This window comes from Streptococcus castoreus DSM 17536, from assembly GCF_000425025.1.
Classification (GTDB): domain Bacteria; phylum Bacillota; class Bacilli; order Lactobacillales; family Streptococcaceae; genus Streptococcus; species Streptococcus castoreus.
This window is the reverse complement of the sequence record NZ_KE384294.1, coordinates 117,252-136,441: the sequence shown is the minus strand read 5'-3', so window position 1 is coordinate 136,441 and position 19,190 is coordinate 117,252. Positions and strand designations below refer to the sequence as shown.

The window sequence follows — 19,190 nt, the reverse complement described above, 5'->3', positions numbered from 1 at the left end:
TCTTTAATTATTGAAATGAAAATGTCCATTGGATATGTAGCTAATGAATGCTTCTTTGCTTGATGTAAAAAGGTCATCAAGTTCCAACATTTCTTTTGGGAAATAGAAGCGACGGTCTCCATAAGTGGTTCCTGTTAAAGCTTTGACAAGCGGAGATAGCTGTGAGAGTTCGGCACGGCTACCGTCTTTTTGGATCATCTCAATCTGTGTTCGGGGTTTTTCTAATGCTGGTCGATAGATGTCATAAGGCAAATCAAAGTTGATATGGATACCTGTATAGTAATTAGGATCAAAACCGACTGATTCGACTAACTGGCGGAGTCGTTCCAAATCTTCTTGGGAGTCTTGATCAAAGGTGACCGATTTTAGAATTTTGCGGTTAATAAAGCGGCTAGCTAAGTCCGATAAGATATGGTCTTCACTTATCATCCAAACTTGGAAGTAAGTATTTAACACCCCATCGTCTAAAGATAGATAATCTTTCAACGTGGCAGTTTTTTCAAAGAAAGGAATAAGACTGGGGGCGGTTTTCTTGAAATAATTCTTTTGATCGGGGTATAATTTCTTAGCTCGTTTTAGCAGGTTTTGGAGAATCAATTCGACAGCTCTGCTAGCAGGGTGAAAATAGACCTGCATATACATTTGAAAACGGCTGACGATATAGTCCTCCACAGCGTGCATCCCGCTGCGATCAAAAACAATACCATCCTCAACTGGTTGGATAACCCGTAAGATTCTCATTAAATCAAACTGACCATAATTAGCAGCGGAGAAATAAGAATCTCTCAAGAGATAATCCATACGGTCACAGTCAATTTGACTAGAGATGAGTTGGACAACTTGCTTGTTGGGATAGGTGTGATTAATCACGCTGGCTACCTTATCTGGAAAATCAGGGGCATGGCGTACCAAAATTGCATTGACTTCGGTATTAGGGTTGGTAATGATGTCCTGAGTAAAAGTCTCGTGATCAGTATGGAAAAGGGTCTCAAAGGTATGAGAATAGGCACCATGACCAATATCGTGCAAAAGTGCAGCAGTCATCGTTACTAGGCTTTCTTCCTGATTCCAGATGTTGGTATATTTTTTTTCAAAAATAGCTGTGACACGACGGGCAATTTCATAAACACCTAGACAGTGTGAAAAGCGACTGTGCTCTGCTCCGTGGAAGGTGAAGGAGGTTGTAGGAACCTGCTTGATACGTCTCAAACGCTGAAATTCTCTCGCATTAATGAGGTCATAAATCATTTGATTGTTAACATGGATATAGTTGTGAACAGGGTCACGAAATACTTTTTCATTCATAGTCTTATTATAACAAAAATTGATAAAATGAGGAGAAATTGATAGAATAGGCAAGTGAGAATGGAATAGAAAGAGAGCCTATGAAATTACAGCTAACTAATCATATTCATTTTGGAGATGAGACAGAAATTATTCAAGAAATTTATGACTGTGAATGGAGAGAAAAGGCGGGCTACCAGTACCTGATTTACCAAAATAATGACAAGGAAAAGGTTGTCATCAAGTATAATAAAACGGCATTAACCATGAGTCGTTTTTCCAAACCGCAGTCTATCATGAAATTTTTGGTGGGGAAAAAGGTCTTAATTACTCTTCCAACACCTATGGGGATTCAACCATTTCTAACAGATACACACCATTATCAATGGTATCAAGCAGATCAGTGTTTGATTCTTCACTATGACTTATTGCAAGTCAATACGGAAACGTCTTTTGCGAGCTATCAACTTGAGTTAAGATGGACCTTTCCTGAGACTGATGACGAGTAATCAAAAAAATCATCAGATAAAAAAGTTATAAAAATCCCTAAATAACACCAAAAAAGTTAAAATATAATAAAAAACAACAAATAAAACCAAAAATCATCTGATGATTTTTGGTTTTTTCTCTATTTTTTAGTGTTTTTTTCTTGTTTTTCGTTGATATTTTTACTATAATAATTATTATATCAAGGGAGTAGCAGACGGTTAGCCGTGATTGTATCGTCAATACGGAATTTCGATTTCCGGTACAATCTGAAACAGCGAGACTTGTTTAAGAAAAATAAACAGGTTTTTTTATTTGATGCAGGATAAAAAGACTTAAGGGAGGTACTAATTTGTCGAAAGAACAAAGACATGAAGCGTTTTACACGCAAAATGAAGAAACGGTATTGACTCAGTTGGAGACTAGCCGTGAGGGTTTGACAAGTGTAGAAGCACAAAAACGTCTAGCTGAATATGGTCGTAACGAGCTGACAGAGGGTGAGAAACGTAGTGTTTTGATGAAATTCTTGGATCAATTCAAGGATTTAATGATTATCATCTTATTGGTTGCGGCAGTGCTTTCAGTCATCACTGAGGGCATGGAGGGTCTGACAGATGCGGTTATCATCTTGGCTGTCGTCGTTTTGAATGCGGCATTTGGTGTTTACCAAGAGGGTCAAGCAGAGGCGGCTATTGAAGCTTTAAAATCAATGTCAAGTCCACTGGCTCGCATTCGCCGTGATGGACATGTGATTGAAGTGGATTCTAAAGAATTAGTTCCTGGTGATATTGTCTTGCTAGAAGCAGGCGATGTTGTTCCAGCCGATATGCGTCTTTTAGAAGTGAATTCTTTAAAAATCGAAGAGGCAGCTTTGACTGGTGAATCTGTTCCCGTTGAAAAAGACTTGTCAACACCTGTTTCTGAGGATGCCGGTATTGGTGATCGTGTCAATATGGGGTACCAAAACTCAAACGTGACTTATGGTCGAGGGATGGGTGTTGTGACGAATACTGGGATGTATACTGAAGTTGGACACATTGCTGGTATGCTTGCTAATGCTGATGAAACAGATACCCCATTGAAGCAAAACCTTGACAACCTTTCTAAAATTCTAACTTATGCTATCCTTGTGATTGCAGCGGCGACTTTTGCAGTAGGTGTTTTCTTGCGTGGTCAACACCCACTTGAGGGGCTAATGACTTCAGTGGCACTTGCGGTTGCTGCTATTCCTGAAGGGTTACCGGCTATCGTTACAGTTGTGCTTTCTCTTGGGACACAGGTACTTGCCAAACGTCATGCAATCATCCGTAAGTTACCAGCGGTTGAAACATTGGGGTCTACTGAAATCATCGCATCAGATAAAACAGGCACTTTGACAATGAACCAAATGACCGTTGAAAAAGTTTATACTAACGGGACACTTCAGAGTTCATCTGTTGATATTGCCTTTGACAATAATACCCTTCGTGTGATGAACTTTGCTAATGATACAAAAGTTGATCCATCTGGTAAATTGATAGGTGATCCGACAGAAACCGCTTTGGTACAATTTGGTTTAGATCACAATTTTGATGTTCGTGAGGTCTTGACGTCAGAACCACGTGTGGCAGAATTGCCATTTGATTCTGAGCGTAAATTGATGTCTACTATTCATAAGCAAGCTGATGGCAAATACTTCATTGCTGTTAAAGGGGCTCCCGACCAGTTGTTGAAGCGTCTCACTCAAATTGAAGAAAATGGGCAAGTTCGTCCGATTACAGATGCTGATAAACAAGCTATTCTTGACACCAATAAGAGCCTTGCTAAGCAAGCTCTTCGCGTCTTGATGATGGCCTACAAATATTCTGATACTTTGCCAACTTTAGAATCGGAAGTTGTTGAAGCTAAGCTTGTCTTCTCTGGTTTGGTTGGTATGATTGACCCTGAACGTCCTGAAGCAGCGCAAGCCGTTAAGGTGGCTAAGGAAGCTGGTATTCGTCCAATCATGATTACTGGTGACCACCAAGATACAGCAGAGGCTATTGCTAAACGTCTTGGTATCATTGAAGACGATGGTGTTGATCATGTCTTTACAGGTGCTGAACTCAACGAACTATCAGACGAAGACTTCCAAAAAGTGTTCAAACAATATTCTGTTTATGCCCGTGTATCTCCTGAGCATAAAGTTCGTATCGTTAAGGCTTGGCAAAATGAAGGCAAGGTTGTTGCCATGACTGGTGATGGGGTTAATGATGCGCCATCTCTTAAAACAGCTGATATTGGTATCGGAATGGGGATTACAGGTACAGAGGTTTCTAAGGGAGCTTCTGATATGGTTCTTGCAGATGATAACTTTGCAACTATTATCGTTGCGGTTGAAGAAGGACGCAAGGTCTTTTCAAATATCCAAAAAACAATCCAATACTTACTTTCTGCGAACATGGCAGAAGTCTTTACCATCTTCCTTGCTACCTTGTTTGGTTGGGATGTGCTTCAACCTGTTCACTTACTTTGGATTAACTTGGTAACAGATACCTTACCAGCTATTGCCCTTGGTGTTGAACCTGCTGAACCAGGTGTTATGAAACACAAACCTCGTGGACGTAAATCAAGTTTCTTTGATGGTGGGGTAAAAGAAGCTATCCTTTACCAAGGCGCTTTCCAAACCATGTTGGTTCTTGGTGTTTATGGATTTGCTTTGATGTTCCCAGAGCATACGGCTTATAAAGAAGTACATGCTGATGCCCTGACGATGGCTTATGTGACCCTTGGTTTGATTCAATTGGTACATGCTTATAATGTGAAATCGGTTTACCAATCAGTCTTTACGGTTGGTTTATTCAAGAATAAATTATTTAATTACTCTATTCCAGTAGCCTTTGTAGCCTTGATGGCAACAGTAATTGTTCCTGGATTTAACAAATTCTTCCACGTGACTCACTTGTCGCTCACCCAATGGTTGGTGGTCATTGTCGGAAGTCTCTTGATGGTTGCTCTTGTTGAACTTGTGAAAGCTGTTCAGCGCTCACTTGGTCAAGATGAAAAAGCGATCTAGTTGTAACAAAAAAGGTTTGAGATTGGTTGTCTCGAACCTTTTTTAATGTTAAAAACTTAGATGTGCAAGTTGGGGGCATCTTTGATAAGGCGATAACGGGGAATAAAATTTACCATTGATATCAAGAAAGTATTAAGGAGTAGAGAATATTGATCGTAAAAAGAGGGGAGTTGGATAGTTGAAAATTTCAAGCAAATTACACTGAGAAAGCAGAGTAAAACCACGATAATGGCAATCCTATAATAAGGATTATTGACAACAAAAATGGTATCACCCTCCTGAATCTTAATAGCGGGAAAGCCTAACCGATTGCAGGATAAAGAATAAGTGGATGAACCATTGATGCTGTCAGGAAGTGAAAGGGTTCTGGAACTATGATTAGGAATAGTGGTCATATATCTTTTGTTGATGAAGATGACTTTATCTTCTAGTGAGTTGAGAAATGATAGCTGAGAAATAATGGTGATAGGCATTCGGAGTTCCTCTTTGTTTTTCCTCTTATTGATAAGAATAATAGCACTTTCTTGCTTTCTTAATGTGATGTAACATTCCTTAAGAAAACATCATCTGAACCTTAGGATTGTTAAGGTCACTAATCGCAACTTTTTTTATCTAGTCGGTTGTAAAAAAGACTAGAAGGTAGACTCTTGCCAATTAACTTGACAGTCAAAAATTTGTTGCTTAGCTTCTTTGCTAAGCCCTTCAATATCGTCAATTAAAATCTTTGTAGCCTGCTCTCCTTCTTCATAGGCGGGTTGAATAATTGTGGTAATACTAGGTGAGGAGAATTTCGTCCATTCGGTATTATCAAAGCCAACGAGACCAGTTTCTGGTAAATTAATGTCCAAGGTTTTCATGGCGGTGAAAATTTTTGGCAGTGCCCAGCAGTTGGGAACAAATACGAGACTTTTCTCGGTTAGGGAGTGTTGTAGAAATTGAGCAATGGTATCAGAACTTGTTTGGTTTTCTTCGATAATCATTTGCTGATAATCAAGGTGGTTAGCTTCTAAGACATCGATAAAACCTGAGGCACGCTCAATACGTGTGCTGAGAAGATTTGGATTCCCCGTAATCATGATGAAGTTTTGATACCCTTTGTTAATGCATTGCTGAATGGTGTCGTATACCGCATCGTAATTGTTAGTTTTGACCCAATTTGTGCGGTGTTCGTAAAGTTGGCTATCAAAAAAAACCACATGCTTTTTCTTGACGTTAATGATTCGTGAGTATTTTCTAAAATTGGATGTTGGCTGAATAATAAAACCATCAACCCCTAGATTAAGCATTTTTTCGATTAACTCATCTTCACGAGAGGGGTCGTAGTTACTATTACCAATGATAATTTGGTAGCCAAATTCTTGTGCTTTGCTTTCGATTCCTTTGACAATTTGATTTGAAAAACTATTGGTAATATCGCCAATAACCACGCCAATCAGCTTGGTTGATTTTGCATTTAAGCTTCTGGCAGCAATACTTGGTTTATAGTTAGTGGCTTCGATGGCCTCTTTGATGCGACTTTTTGTTTCTTCTGACATTTTATCGAATTTCTCATTTAAATAAAAGGAAACTGTCGTTTTGGAAGTTTTAGCCAATTCAGCAATATCTCTAATGGTTACTTTGCGCTGCATTGCATACACTCCTTTTGTATAGTAATGATTAGTATTATTATAACATATGAATAGGCAATTTATTTAGTGTTTAAGCCGAATAATCTCATTCTTTATGTGGTCGATAACAACCACTTTTCCTCTAATTTTATAACCATTTAAGAGAACAAGCTTTTCCCCTCTCACTAAATCTTCTTGTAGGACACAAAGGCTATAATTAAAATTTTTTCCTCTAATATTCCAAGCAAGAGCTTTTGGAATGGGTGTCAAATGACCTGTTTGTAATGGCGTGAGTACTGTCACTTCGGTTTCTTCAGGAACCAAGAGCGTGCTATCGTAACCTTGGTTTTGAAAGGATTTGCGCTTGATCAATTTCTTGCTGGTCAAGCATTGGTTGTAACATTTGGAAAGTGGAGTTGTTTCAATCTCAAAAGGAGTGTCACTGATGATTTTTAACTGATGAATTTTATCTGGCTGTACCTCTACTTGGTCATCAAGGATAAATTGGGTCACTAACCGGTGCCCTCCTTTAGCTTTGATATGATCTAAAATCAAAAATATGCCCTCAGGTAGGCAAATGACTTGCCGGTCTTGCTGGTAGTTTTCCCTATCGGTAAATTGGGTTTGATAACTTCCTTCAATCAGATAAGCGTGCGCTTTTTGGCGTAATTGACAAAAATGAGATTTGGGATAAGAAAGGTAGGACCAGGAGCCTTGAATGATTTCTGGTTCTTGGTCTTCTAGAAAGGCTGTGGTATGGTAGCTAGCGCTTTTTAGGGCATAACGTAAGCTATTTTCTTTATAGGTGTAGCGACCAGGATCGCAAAAAATGGGTTTGTCTTTGACATAAAGACAAAGGCTATTTTGATCACTGTGCGTATGAGAGCTTCCTATAGGACCATTTTTAAAGAATAAGTAATAATCCTTTTCTTTAATAATAACGTGCCCAGAGTCTTGAAAATGGTGGGCAAAAGCTTTCGGTATTTCTAAAGGGAGTTGTTGAAAGCGTTGAACACCTTCTTGACCAAGTAGAAGAAGGCTATCAATATCAAGATTTTTAAAGGCTGCTGCCTTGAAACGAGGTTCTTCAAGAAGGGTAGCAGCTAAGGTTAAGATGTCTCTAGTGTCTGTGACATCACTATCTCCTAGAGGAATTTGCTTGTGATCAGGTCCAGTCATCTTTAGGATATAGTCACTCATTGCAAAAAGAGTTGGTTTTAGTTGTGGGAGATAAGTCGGTGCTAAGGCGGCTAATTCTAAAAGTGATTTAAGAACTTCGACATGATACATGGTTGATTGTTCAAATTGACTACCATCTTCAAGAATTTGGAGAGAAATTTGAAGGGGTAATTCTTTTTTGGCAAATGCGACGGCTGGTGCAATGTCTAATTGCTCGCTAAAGTAATGATTAGCTAGAAGAATAGCAGTAGTCTGTAAAATCCCCCAATTACTAAGGCTATATTTATCAAGGTAATTGGTATGAAGAAAATGGATCTGCTTTTCTAAGGCATCAAGGATGGTGGCTTCTTCCTTAGTGGTTAAGAAATTAAAGCATTTGAGATAAATAAGACACTTAACCCAGGAAAAACAACGAATACCAGTATCCAACGTCCGAGTTGCAAGAGTATGAGGTTGTAATGGTACGTTTGTGTCAATCCAGTTGAAAATAAGTTGCTTGAGCTTTAGAAGGTAGCATTCCTGTCTTTCAACGAGATAAGCAAGAATGAGTTTTTGCAGGTAGGTCTGTCGGTTCAACATAAAGTTCCACTCAGGATCATCTGTGACCGCTTGGCTCCATGTAATAGGATCTAACTGTTGAGGTGTCTGACAGGGCTCCATATCCCAATTATCAGTAAATAAAAAAGTATTGTCCAAAAGAAGATCAGCAAGCCTTTTTTGCTCTTTGTAGGTAATTTTATGGTAGTTTAGAATATAATCCCTGCAAAAAGAAAGGTTAAGATGTTCCTTGAAGTGAGTTATGGCTAAAGACATAGAAATTCTCCTTTCCAAAAGAAAAGAGCCCTGCTAATCCGTCATGGAAATCTTCCAATACGTTCATAACAGAGGCTCAATGAACATTAAGCTAAAATACCTAGCCAACTACCGATAATCCCAATAATAACGGTAAGGATAACCAATTTGTAGGTTGTCCATTTTTTACTTTTAATGAGGTAGTACATAAGGAGAGTAAAGAGGGCTGGGAGAAGGGCAGGTGCAATCTTATCAAGCATTCCTTGAATTGTTACAAATTTTTGAGCCGTATTGGCAGCATCAACTTTACCTGCAGCAAAGGTAATTGGTACACTTATTTTTACAGATGTAGCCGCTAATCCAGCAATAACGGTTACCCCAACAATATTTGCCATTCTTGAGACAATTGCCATTTGTTCACTAAGCTTATCAATGAAGCTTGTTCCAACCTTATAACCATACAGTCCAGAAGCAATTTTAATGGCTGTCAGAATAATATTCATGGCTAGGAAGAAGAGGATTGGTCCCAAGATTAAGCCATCACTTGCTAATGAAGCCGCAATGGTTGAAAAGAGAGGGGCTAAACAAAATTGTGATAAAGAGTCCCCAATGCCTGCCAAAGGTCCCATCAATGCCATTTTGATATTGCGAGTCTCTTCTTCAGGACGTTTGTTTTCTAGCATGACCAAGTGTAAACTTGTGATAAATGGCAAGAAGTGAGGATTAGTATTGTAAAATTCACAGTTTTCTTCGAGCGCTCGATGCAAACCAGCTTTATCATTGCCAAAATGTTTTTTCAAGGCAGGGTAGATAACGTTGGCATAACCGATTCCTTGATAGTTGCTATAATTAAAACCGTTTTGTAAGAAGAAAGCTCTAAAAGCTGTTTTAAGGTAGTCATTTTTTGTTAATTTATTAGATCCAGTCATCTTGTTGATCTCCTTGTACACTTGTTGTTTCGACCTGTTTAGGTTTATTGTAGAATTCATTCAAGGCGAAAATAATTCCGATAATAGCGATACCAATTGTTGGAATTTGGAGATAGGCAGCGCAAACATAACCAATCAACACAAAAGGAATAAGTTCTTTTTTAGCCATGACAGATAAAATCATTGCAAATCCAATAGCAGGTAACATTTTACCAGCAACGGTTAAGCCGCTTAAAAGGACAGGTGGAATATAATCAACTAAGTGAAGCAGTGTGTCCATTGACAAGGCACCCAATAAACCGAGTCCTAAACCAATAACTGCAAAAGCCCAGATGGTACCGTTGGCAGCAATTTTGAAACCTTTGATGTTGCCTTTTTGTAATTGTTTTTTAGCAGCTTCAGGTGCTCCTGCAAAAGCGGTGTAGGCAAATGTTTGAAGAAATTGAATGGCAACTGCAATCGGTGTTGAGAGTGCCAAAGCAGCTTCAGGTGTGACTTTACCAGCACTTGTGATAGCCATTAAAGTTCCAAAAATACCAGGACCAATTGGATTAGGAGGAACGGTTCCACCAGCACCAACCCCAAATCCCATATAAGCTAATTCTGAAATGGCTCCCATGCTGAGGGCAGTTGGCAAATCTCCCAAGATAATTCCCACCCCAAAAGAGAGAATAATACAGCGGTTAGTGTAGATACCTAATAACATGCCGCTGAAACAAAAGGCTGTCCAAAGACCAATTAAGAGTGCCTGTAACAAATTGATATCCATATCAATCTCCTTTATTTAAATATAATCTAAAATATTGACTTCAGAGGCACTGTTACTGCCAGCTGGAGTTATTTTGGTGTTAAATACAATGTTGTGATCATGAGCTAACATACGAATAGCAGACTTGTCCTCTTCTCCAAGAGAAATGAACTGGGTCACAGCAACCTTGTCATCTGTTTTGTGAATATTTCCAATATTGATTTCTTTAATTGGGACACCACCTTCAACTAAGCGGTAAGCATCTTGCAAGTCTTTGACCACGATAAAAATATTTTGAGCGGGGTTTGCTTTATGAATAATGTCAATCACCTTTTGGATGGAAAAGAAGCGCATAGCGATACTTGATGGGATTACTGTTTTCATGAGGGATTGTTGAATCTTATCCTCGGAAACAGCATCATTAGCGACAATGACAGTATTGCAGTTGAGGAATTTTACCCATAATTGACCTTGACCATGAATCAAGCGTTCGTCAACTCGGGTCATAATAATGTTTGGTTGTGTCATAAAATCTCCTTTTAAAGTGGTTTTTATATTTAAATTAAGAGGTTTACCAATAAGGTTCCCAATCTTTATAGAAACGTAACAAGGCCTCTAAGTAATAATAATCGCCCCAGATATTTCCTTCATCAACTCCCTTTCCAGAATGCCAAGAATAAACACCATGAAGAAGAAGGGGAGCGCCCGGTTTTAGGTCTTTATTAGCATAGTTTTTAATGAGTGAACCTAACATGCTGTGCATAGCGGCTTGGTAAGTTTGCTTATCTGGATCAGTTTCTGGCAACTCTTTTAACATTTCGTGAAGCCCACAGACAGCGACTGCTGTGGCAGAACTATCTCTAGCATGTCCACTACCATCTCCAAAAATGAGATCCCAATAAGAAACCTTATCCTCGGGTAAGCGATTTAAGAAGTAATGCGTCATGCCTTTAAATAATTGGATGAGTTGAGGCTCTCTCAAAAAACGATAGGTTAATGGAATACCATAAATGCCCCAAGCCTGTCCTCTTGCCCAGGCAGAATCATCACTATAGCCTTGTCTAGTTACTCCCTTGATTGGTTTACCAGTTTCAGGATCAAAGTAGAAAGTATGGTAGGCAGAAGCATCATCGCGAATGACATTGTTAGCAGAAGCATAGAAATGATTGATTGCCATGTCACGGTATTTATCATTACCGGTTTCTTCAGCTGCAAAGAAGAGCAACTGAATATTTAATAAACAATCGATGATTAGACGGTAATCTTCTTTTTTACCGAGTTGTCCCCAAGCTTGAATAAAACCGCCTTTTTCCTGATAACGTTCAATTAATTTATCGGCTGCTTTCAAGGCCGCTTCTCTTGCTTTGGGAGTTTTTAGCAACTTCCATTCAGCCATACAAGAAGGAGTATAAAGAAAACCGAGGTCATGATGATCAAGTTCAATATCTTTGTTTACACGGTCTAGAAAGGACAAGTTATTTGCCTGTGCTAGAGATTTGATGGCTTCATCATCAGTATATTCATAAGCAAGCCAGAGACAGCCCGTCCAAAAGGCATTGGTCCATTCAGTATTGTCCATAATGGCATATTGATTATTTTGGGTTGCTGGAGTTGGAAAATCCTTTCCAAAATAAGTCATATTAAGATGAATTTGTTTGATTGCCAACTCAATAGCTGATTTGATGTCATCTTTTGTTAAAAAGGAAGTCTGGCAATAGCGTTCGGGTTGTACAACTGGCTCTATTGCAATCGTTTTTAATTGTTTTGTCATTAAATACCTCCGTCATCATCTGTTGGGGATTCTTCTTGTTCAGAAAGGGATTTCCAGTCAAGAATGCCTTCTTTAGAGCTAGTCAGGATCTTGGCAACCAGTTCATCAAAGGTTACATCAGTTTGTCTTGCAAAAATTGCTTCAATCAGCATGGCTAAATTAAGACCAGCTAAGACATTAACCGTCGCTTCAGGGGTGTTTTCCATTAAAGTAGCAGCCACTTTAAATGGGGTTCCGCCTAAAAGATCACAAAGGATAAGTGTTTCATCTTCTGAGTTCAACACGTGGGACAAGTGATCATGGACATCAGAAGATGTCATACCAGCAGTAAAATCAATGGCAGTTAGCTTGTCTTGTTTTCCTGCAATTAATTCTAATGACGATAAAATCCCACTAGCAAAGTGACCATGACCCGTAATAATAATAGCAATCATCGTTAAGCTCCTTTTGGTTTACCGGTTTACTTAAAAATATTGTAGCGCTTTCAACCCCTCTTGTCAATACTTTTTTGTATTTATTTTTTTAAAGCAAAAGGAAAAATGCGGCTGTAAAAATCGCAAAATGCGTCTTTTTAGCAACATTTAATGAAAGAAATGGTCAAAAAAGGACCTTAATGTAGGAAATGTCTAGGATCTTTTGCTAAGATATTTTTGGAAGAGTCATTTTCTAAATCGTTTACTAAGAAAAAGATTGACAAAACCAGTTTACTTTGTTATAGTTTTGGTAAACAGGTTTACTTAATTTTAAATGAGAGGTGATACAATGGAATCTATCTTTTCGTTAGAAGGCAAAATTGCCTTGATAACAGGTGCATCTTATGGTATTGGTTTTGAAATTGCTAAAGCTTACGCCATGGCAGGTGCTACTATTGTTTTTAATGACATTCATCAAGATTTGGTTGATAAAGGATTGGCGGCCTATCAGGAATTAGGCATTGAAGCACATGGCTATGTCTGTGATGTGACAGATGAGGCAGGGATTCAGAAAATGGTGTCGCAAATCGAAGCAGAAGTTGGTGTGATTGATATTTTAGTGAATAATGCAGGGATTATCAAACGAACACCGATGCTTGATATGGCTGCAGAAGATTTTCGCAAAGTGATTGACATTGACTTGAATGCCCCTTTCATCGTGTCAAAAGCAGTTCTACCATCGATGATCAAAAAAGGGCATGGGAAAATCATTAATATTTGTTCAATGATGAGTGAGTTGGGGCGTGAAACGGTCAGTGCTTACGCAGCTGCCAAGGGCGGTCTAAAAATGTTAACCAAAAATATCGCTTCAGAATTTGGAGAAGCTAATATTCAATGTAATGGGATTGGTCCTGGCTATATTGCTACTCCTCAAACAGCGCCTTTGAGAGAACGTCAACCAGATGGTAGCCGTCATCCATTTGACCAATTTATTATCGCTAAAACACCAGCAGCTCGTTGGGGAACTCCTGAAGATTTAGCTGGTCCAGCCATCTTTTTGGCTAGCGATGCTAGTAATTTTGTCAATGGGCATATCCTTTATGTTGATGGTGGTATTTTAGCCTATATCGGAAAACAACCTTAAACAGAAAATAGAAAGAGACTTAACATGAAAATTGCATTAATTAATGAAAATAGTCAAGCCGCTAAAAACGGTATGATTTACGATGCTTTAAAATCAGTAACTGATAAACATGGTTACGAGGTTTTCAATTACGGGATGTATGGGAAAGATGGAGAAAGCCAGTTGACATATGTTCAAAATGGTTTACTAGCATCCATTTTATTAACCACTAAGGCAGCTGATTTTGTGGTGACAGGCTGCGGCACAGGTGTTGGGGCGATGCTTGCTCTAAATAGTTTTCCAGGTGTGACTTGTGGTTTTGCAAGTGAACCAACGGAAGCTTACCTTTTTTCTCAAATTAATGGGGGCAATGCCCTATCAATTCCTTTTGCTAAGGGTTTTGGTTGGGGAGCAGAGCTAAATTTAACTTTGATTTTTGAGCGTCTATTTGCAGAGCCAATGGGTGGTGGCTATCCTAAAGAACGTGCCATTCCGGAGCAACGTAATGCTCGTATTTTAGATGATTTGAAACAGCTTACTTACCGTGATTTGTTTACGATTTTAAAGGATATTGACCAAGCGTTTTTAAAAGAAACGATTTCTGGAGAACGTTTCCAAGAGTATTTCTTTGCGAATGCAGAACCGTCAGAATTGGTAACTTATCTTGAAGAGGTTCTTAAAAAATAACCTTACATTTATGGAAAGAGAGGTCTCATGGCTAAATTATTATTGGTTGGCGATCCACTGATTCGCGTCAGTCTAGACCAGTCCCTATCAAATGGCTGCGATGCCCAGCTCTTTTTTGGTGGTTCAGAAGTCAATATTGCTAGAACCTTGGCAGGTTTTGGGGGAGCAACAGGGTTATTAACGGCTTTGCCAGACAATCCTTCGGGTCATGCTTTTGAGCGGTTTTTACAACAAAGTGGTGTTGACACGAGTTTGTTAACTTGGCAGGGCAAGCGAGTGGGGATTTACTATCTCGAAAATGGTTTTGGTTGCCGTTCCAGCCAGGTTTACTATGACCGTTGTGATTCGAGTTTTACAGAAATGACTGCTGACAATCTTAATTTTACTCAGATTTTTGAGGGAGTCACTCATTTTCATTTTAGTGGAATCAGTCTGGCACTTGGTAAGGTCAGTCAAGACTTAATTGAAAGGCTTGCTATTGAGGCCAAGAAACGGGCAATTTGTATTTCCTTTGATTTGAATTTTCGGTCGTCTATGATTTCTGTGTCTGCTGCTAAACTTATTTTTTCGCACTTTGCGGCTTATGCTGACCTTGTTTTTGGTATGGAACCTTTGTTGTTGGATGACAGTGACTTTGGTATGTTTGATAGAAATAGTGCTGATACCAAGATGATTGAGGAGCGCCTGGCAGGACTTTATCATCGTTACCAGCTTCAAGCTATTTTTCATACAGAGCGAGAAAGTGATGCCCAAGGTAACAACCATTTTAAGGCATATGCTTATGCAGGTCACTACCAAGAATCAGTTGAAATTAGCACGCCTGTTTTACAACGGGTGGGAAGTGGCGATGCTTTTGTGGCAGGCTTACTCTATCAATTCATGCAGGGCAAAGATATGAGGACTTGTCTTAATTTTGCAGTAGCGACAGCAAGTTTGAAATGCACTGTGGCAGACGATCAACTTTATACCTCCCCTCGACAAGTGGAGGCTGTTTTAGAAAACAAACGTGATGTTCAGAGGTGATAAAATGGGAAAACTAGAGACGATGACTAAGCTTAAAGCTAACAAACTTGTGTTAGTTGTTCGAGGTGAGTCTGTAGAAGAAGCGCTAGCATGTAGCTTAGCCAGCATTGAAGGTGGCATCAAGTCTGTCGAGGTGACCTACACCAATCCTTTTGCTAGTGAAATCATTTGTCAACTTCAAAATCGCTTGAAGAATGCTTCGGATGTTCTAATTGGTGCTGGAACCGTTTTGGACGAGGGAACAGCTCGTCAGGCTATTTTAGCTGGTGCTCAATTTATCGTGGCGCCTAGTTTTAACCAAGCGACAGCTATTGTCTGTAATCGTTATGGAATTCCTTATTTTCCTGGATGTATGACTGTCACTGAGATTGTTACGGCTTTAGAATCAGGTGTTGATATGGTCAAGATTTTTCCAGGTTCAACGGTTGGCATGTCCTTTATCAAGGCAATTAAATCTCCTTTGCCGCAAATAAATGTCATGGTCACTGGTGGGGTCAATCTCAACAATCTCAAGGAATGGTTTGCTGCTGGAGCAGAGGTACTTGGCATTGGTGGCGAATTTAACCAGCTGGCGAGTAAGGGTCAATTTGAAAGGATAACAGAAAAAGCAGCAGACTACGTTAGACAGTGTGAGGCATTTAGAAAGTCAAGCTAGATATTAGTTGGCTTTAATACAAAAAACGAGCGACTCTCAAGGTCTAAATGACCAGAATAAGGACCGTTCGTTTTTTTAGGTGATAACATTAGCTAGTAGAAAAGCTCAAGTCATTTTCCACTGGAATCTTGGAACCAAATAGCTACTAGCAAGGCTAATAAAACCAGTAAGAGTGAGGTAAAAGAGCAAATTATTATCAAAGGATAAAAACACATGACTTCCTAAAATAAGCAGGACACCTCCCCAAAACAAAACTAAGTTTAAAGGGTTATCCTTTAGGATCAGTTGGTCTTGGGCGGTTACTCGCTTGGCTACTTGCCTGCTATGCTTTATTGTAAGCATTGTTTCACCTTCTGGTAAATCAAATGCAATGCTTTGACCATTCCAGAGAGTTATTTTGCGATCATTACCAATCAAAATGGTTACAGGGGCACCTATTTTTACCAAATGCGTCTGTCGTTTTAGTTTCATAATCGTCTTTTCCTTATCGTGTTTGATTACTACAACTATAGAAAATTATTGTTATTTTTGCAATCTTTACCTCAGAAAGACCCATTATTAAGAGTAAACAAAAGGCAAAGTTGTAAGAAAAGTAACAATGATAGATGGGTAAGTTGTGGTATTTTAACAAGTCATGTTTGTTTATCAGTACTGGTTTTTTGACTGTTTTAATGATCATTATGTTAGAATAAAAAGAAAGAGGACTCACTCTTTCGATTACGAGATTAAATCTCAAGGAGGAGACGAGTACACTCTATCTAATAACAATATTATACAGTAAAACTGAATAATACTTAGTCGATAAAGGATTATAGGTTACCTTTAACAACCTAAATACATTATATAAGGAGGAGTCTGATGATTAAAGGCATTATTTTTGACATGGACGGGGTTTTGTTTGATACTGAACCCTTCTATTTTAAACGACGTGACATGTTTTTGAGAGCTAAAGGTATCACAATTGAGAACCTTAGTCCTAAAGATTTTATTGGTGGTAATCTTCAAGAAATTTGGAAAGACTTACTTGCTAATCATTTTAGTCCAGATCAGGTAAAAGTTGTCGCCGCTGATTATGAAGCCTACAAATTAGATCATAAACCACCTTATCAGGAGCTTATTTTTTCAGAAGTTAAGCCCTGCCTTGAAGCATTACGAAAAAGGGGAATCAAGCTTGCTCTTGCTTCAAATTCTAGTCAAACGGATATTTTATTAGCTCTAGATAGCAGCCAAATGAGCCCTTTCTTCGATGTGATTTTAGCGCGTGAAGACGTCACTCACGGGAAACCACACCCTGAAATTTATGATAAAGCAGCACAGCAACTTGGCATTCCTAAAGATGAGTTGCTTGTTGTGGAAGACAGTCAAAAAGGAATTGCTGCTGCCAAAGCGTCTGGAATGACAGTGCTTGCGATTACTGACTATCGTTATGGTATTGACCAGAGTCAAGCAGATCAGCATTTAGATCATTTAGCGCAACTTTGTGCTATTGTTGAACAATTATAGTAATTTGTTGCATCATTGTGTTGAGAAATCAACAAAGAAAGATCAATTCCTACAAGGGCTTGGAGACTATTTCAAGTTCTTTTTTACTTGTGTCTTAGAATGCGCTGTCATTTTCTTGCTAGCATTTTTGATATGGAAAATTTGTAGCGAGAAAGGAGTTACTTGTGGGAAATACCTAGATGAGTTTGGGGCATGTGATGACCTTTGAACATATTGCTTTTCTTTGATTGAGGATATTTTACAGGCAAATGTGTCAGCGATTGGTTGACGAAGTGGCTCAATGAATCTTGGTTAAGCTGACAATAGGAAAAATTGCTGAGAGAACATAGCGGATTGTCATTGCCTTTGTTAGTATTAAGATTTGTTTAAGTTTTTTCTAGGACAATGAGTAGGCAATTACTTGTTTTTTAGACTGATTGTTTTTAGGCTATATAACCTTGTTAATAGGGCGGTTATAAATGTCATGATTTGTTATCCTTTCGTCTTGAAGTTGTTACCTATTTCCATTACGATAGTAGTATTCTAAATTTGGTTTTTCAAAAATTCGTTTTCCCCTATCAAAGGGTATCTTAATTATTAGGGGTGTTATGGCTAAGAGTAGCTCTCTCATTTGTGCCATGCTATAGGTGAGTGTGTAAAAAGTTAAACCATAGGACAACTAACTTTTTCTGTCACTGATGATGAAGAGCAAAAGGGCTAAAGCAGCTACTAGCAAAGTAGCAAAAGACCTGATTTTATGATAAAATAAGTAAAGTTTGAATGATTAAACATGGCTTAGTGTCAGCAGTATTCATTGGTTGTTCATGATAGAAGAAAGGAACGTATTTATGGAAGTAGCAGAAATTCGTCAAAAAATAGTAGAAAATAAAGAGAAGTTGACTAGCTTCAGGAGGTCTCTTTGACTTAGATCGTCTAGAGGAGGACATTGCTCTTTTAGAAAATAAAATGACGGCACCTGATTTTTGGAATGACAATATAGTGGCTCAAAAAACGTCACAAGAACTAAATGAGCTCAAGTTAAAATATGAAACTTTCCACAATATGGAAGAGTTGTCAGACGAAACAGAATTATACTTGGAAATGCTTGACGAAGATGATAGTGTCAAGGAAGAGTTGGAAATCAGCATAGAGACATTGGGGCAAATTTTAGCCAGTTATGAAATGACTTTGCTTTTGTCAGAGCCGTATGATCATAATAATGCCATTTTAGAAATTCATCCTGGGTCAGGTGGAACCGAAGCACAAGATTGGGCAGATATGCTCTTTAGAATGTATACCCGCTTTGGAAATGCCAAAGGATTTAAAGTAGAGATCTTAGATTATCAGTCAGGAGATGAGGCGGGGATAAAATCTGTAACCCTCTCTTTTGAAGGTCCAAATGCTTATGGATTCTTAAAGTCAGAAATGGGTGTTCACCGTCTGGTACGTATTTCGCCTTTTGACTCGGCTAAGCGTCGCCATACCTCTTTTGTATCTGTTGAGGTTATGCCGGAACTTGACGACACCATTGAAGTGGACATTCGTGATGATGATATTAAAATGGACACTTTCCGATCAGGTGGTGCTGGTGGGCAAAATGTCAATAAAGTATCAACAGGGGTACGTTTAACTCATATTCCAACTGGAATTGTAGTGGCTTCTACCGTTGATCGAACACAATACGGTAACCGAGACCGCGCCATGAAAATGTTGCAGGCTAAACTTTATCAATTGGAACAAGAGAAAAAAGCAGCCGAAGTTAATGCCCTTAAAGGGGATAAAAAAGAAATCACTTGGGGAAGTCAAATTCGCTCCTATGTTTTTACTCCTTACACCATGGTAAAAGACCATCGCACTAATTTTGAAGTGGCACAGGTTGATAAAGTTATGGATGGTGACATTGAAGGCTTTATTGATGCCTATCTCAAATGGCGTATGCGTGATGACTAATCAAGTGAGTTGACAAAAATGATTGTA

The 19,190-nt window shown here is 38.8% G+C and carries 17 protein-coding genes; 8 read left to right on the top strand and 9 right to left on the bottom strand.

Features of this window, described 5'->3' with window-relative positions; genetic code table 11:
* Nucleotides 1–3: 3 nt before the first annotated feature.
* Nucleotides 4–1,305 (bottom strand): HD domain-containing protein, encoded by a 1,302-nt coding sequence (locus tag H346_RS0108670; protein ID WP_027970740.1) that lies wholly within the window; start codon nt 1,303–1,305, stop codon nt 4–6.
* Nucleotides 1,306–1,385: 80 nt separating this feature from the next.
* Here H346_RS0108670 and H346_RS0108665 point away from each other — a divergent pair, with 80 nt between their 5' ends.
* Complete coding sequence (locus tag H346_RS0108665) at nt 1,386–1,793, top strand: YwiB family protein (protein WP_027970739.1); 408 nt, start codon at nt 1,386–1,388, stop codon at nt 1,791–1,793.
* A gap of 329 nt (nt 1,794–2,122) precedes the next feature.
* A complete protein-coding gene (locus tag H346_RS0108660) occupies nt 2,123–4,804 on the top strand; it encodes a cation-translocating P-type ATPase (protein ID WP_027970738.1) in 2,682 nt (893 codons plus the stop codon).
* Between the two features lie 632 nt (nt 4,805–5,436).
* Here the strand turns inward: H346_RS0108660 and H346_RS0108655 are convergent.
* The 7 genes from H346_RS0108655 to H346_RS0108625 all read right to left on the bottom strand — a co-directional run bounded on the left by H346_RS0108655 (nt 5,437) and on the right by H346_RS0108625 (nt 12,264).
* Nucleotides 5,437–6,432 (bottom strand): LacI family DNA-binding transcriptional regulator, encoded by a 996-nt coding sequence (locus H346_RS0108655; protein WP_027970737.1) that lies wholly within the window; start codon nt 6,430–6,432, stop codon nt 5,437–5,439.
* A gap of 63 nt (nt 6,433–6,495) precedes the next feature.
* Nucleotides 6,496–8,403 (bottom strand): heparinase II/III family protein, encoded by a 1,908-nt coding sequence (locus H346_RS0108650; protein ID WP_027970736.1) that lies wholly within the window; start codon nt 8,401–8,403, stop codon nt 6,496–6,498.
* Nucleotides 8,404–8,489: 86 nt separating this feature from the next.
* Nucleotides 8,490–9,311 (bottom strand): PTS system mannose/fructose/sorbose family transporter subunit IID, encoded by an 822-nt coding sequence (locus H346_RS0108645; RefSeq protein WP_027970735.1) that lies wholly within the window; start codon nt 9,309–9,311, stop codon nt 8,490–8,492.
* Complete coding sequence (locus H346_RS0108640; RefSeq protein WP_027970734.1) at nt 9,298–10,080, bottom strand: PTS mannose/fructose/sorbose/N-acetylgalactosamine transporter subunit IIC; 783 nt, start codon at nt 10,078–10,080, stop codon at nt 9,298–9,300. Before H346_RS0108640 ends, H346_RS0108645 begins: the two co-directional genes overlap by 14 nt.
* Before the next feature lie 15 nt (nt 10,081–10,095).
* Complete coding sequence (locus H346_RS0108635) at nt 10,096–10,587, bottom strand: PTS sugar transporter subunit IIB (protein WP_027970733.1); 492 nt, start codon at nt 10,585–10,587, stop codon at nt 10,096–10,098.
* A 43-nt stretch (nt 10,588–10,630) separates the two neighbouring features.
* Nucleotides 10,631–11,830 carry a glycoside hydrolase family 88 protein gene (locus H346_RS0108630; RefSeq protein WP_027970732.1) on the bottom strand — a complete coding sequence of 400 codons (1,200 nt, stop codon included), beginning with the start codon at nt 11,828–11,830 and terminating at the stop codon, nt 10,631–10,633.
* Nucleotides 11,830–12,264, bottom strand: a complete 435-nt coding sequence (locus H346_RS0108625; RefSeq protein ID WP_037562914.1) for a PTS sugar transporter subunit IIA — start codon at nt 12,262–12,264, stop codon at nt 11,830–11,832. Before H346_RS0108625 ends, H346_RS0108630 begins: the two co-directional genes overlap by 1 nt.
* Nucleotides 12,265–12,592: 328 nt before the next feature.
* On the opposite strand from H346_RS0108625, the gene H346_RS0108620 reads away from it, so the two are divergent.
* From H346_RS0108620 to H346_RS0108605, 4 genes are read left to right on the top strand one after another with little or no spacing between them, the layout of a single operon-like run.
* Nucleotides 12,593–13,387, top strand: a complete 795-nt coding sequence (locus H346_RS0108620) for a gluconate 5-dehydrogenase (protein WP_027970730.1) — start codon at nt 12,593–12,595, stop codon at nt 13,385–13,387.
* A gap of 24 nt (nt 13,388–13,411) precedes the next feature.
* The gene (locus H346_RS0108615; RefSeq protein ID WP_027970729.1) at nt 13,412–14,053 is read left to right on the top strand and encodes an RpiB/LacA/LacB family sugar-phosphate isomerase; all 642 of its coding nucleotides are present in this window, start codon (nt 13,412–13,414) and stop codon (nt 14,051–14,053) included.
* A 27-nt stretch (nt 14,054–14,080) separates the two neighbouring features.
* The gene (locus H346_RS0108610; RefSeq protein ID WP_027970728.1) at nt 14,081–15,076 is read left to right on the top strand and encodes a sugar kinase; all 996 of its coding nucleotides are present in this window, start codon (nt 14,081–14,083) and stop codon (nt 15,074–15,076) included.
* Between the two features lie 4 nt (nt 15,077–15,080).
* Complete coding sequence (locus H346_RS0108605; RefSeq protein ID WP_027970727.1) at nt 15,081–15,731, top strand: bifunctional 4-hydroxy-2-oxoglutarate aldolase/2-dehydro-3-deoxy-phosphogluconate aldolase; 651 nt, start codon at nt 15,081–15,083, stop codon at nt 15,729–15,731.
* A gap of 105 nt (nt 15,732–15,836) precedes the next feature.
* Here the strand turns inward: H346_RS0108605 and H346_RS0108600 are convergent, their stop codons facing one another.
* The gene (locus tag H346_RS0108600; RefSeq protein WP_027970726.1) at nt 15,837–16,202 is read right to left on the bottom strand and encodes a hypothetical protein; all 366 of its coding nucleotides are present in this window, start codon (nt 16,200–16,202) and stop codon (nt 15,837–15,839) included.
* A 387-nt stretch (nt 16,203–16,589) separates the two neighbouring features.
* Here H346_RS0108600 and H346_RS0108595 point away from each other — a divergent pair, with 387 nt between their 5' ends.
* Nucleotides 16,590–17,234: an HAD family hydrolase gene (locus H346_RS0108595; RefSeq protein ID WP_027970725.1), complete on the top strand. Its 645-nt coding sequence runs from the start codon at nt 16,590–16,592 to the stop codon at nt 17,232–17,234.
* Nucleotides 17,235–18,061: 827 nt separating this feature from the next.
* A protein-coding gene (gene prfB, locus H346_RS0108590) for a peptide chain release factor 2 (RefSeq protein ID WP_156888890.1) occupies nt 18,062–19,163 on the top strand; the annotation gives its coding sequence in 2 pieces (ribosomal slippage) (nt 18,062–18,133 and nt 18,135–19,163; 1,101 coding nt in all).
* Nucleotides 19,164–19,190 lie beyond the last annotated feature (27 nt).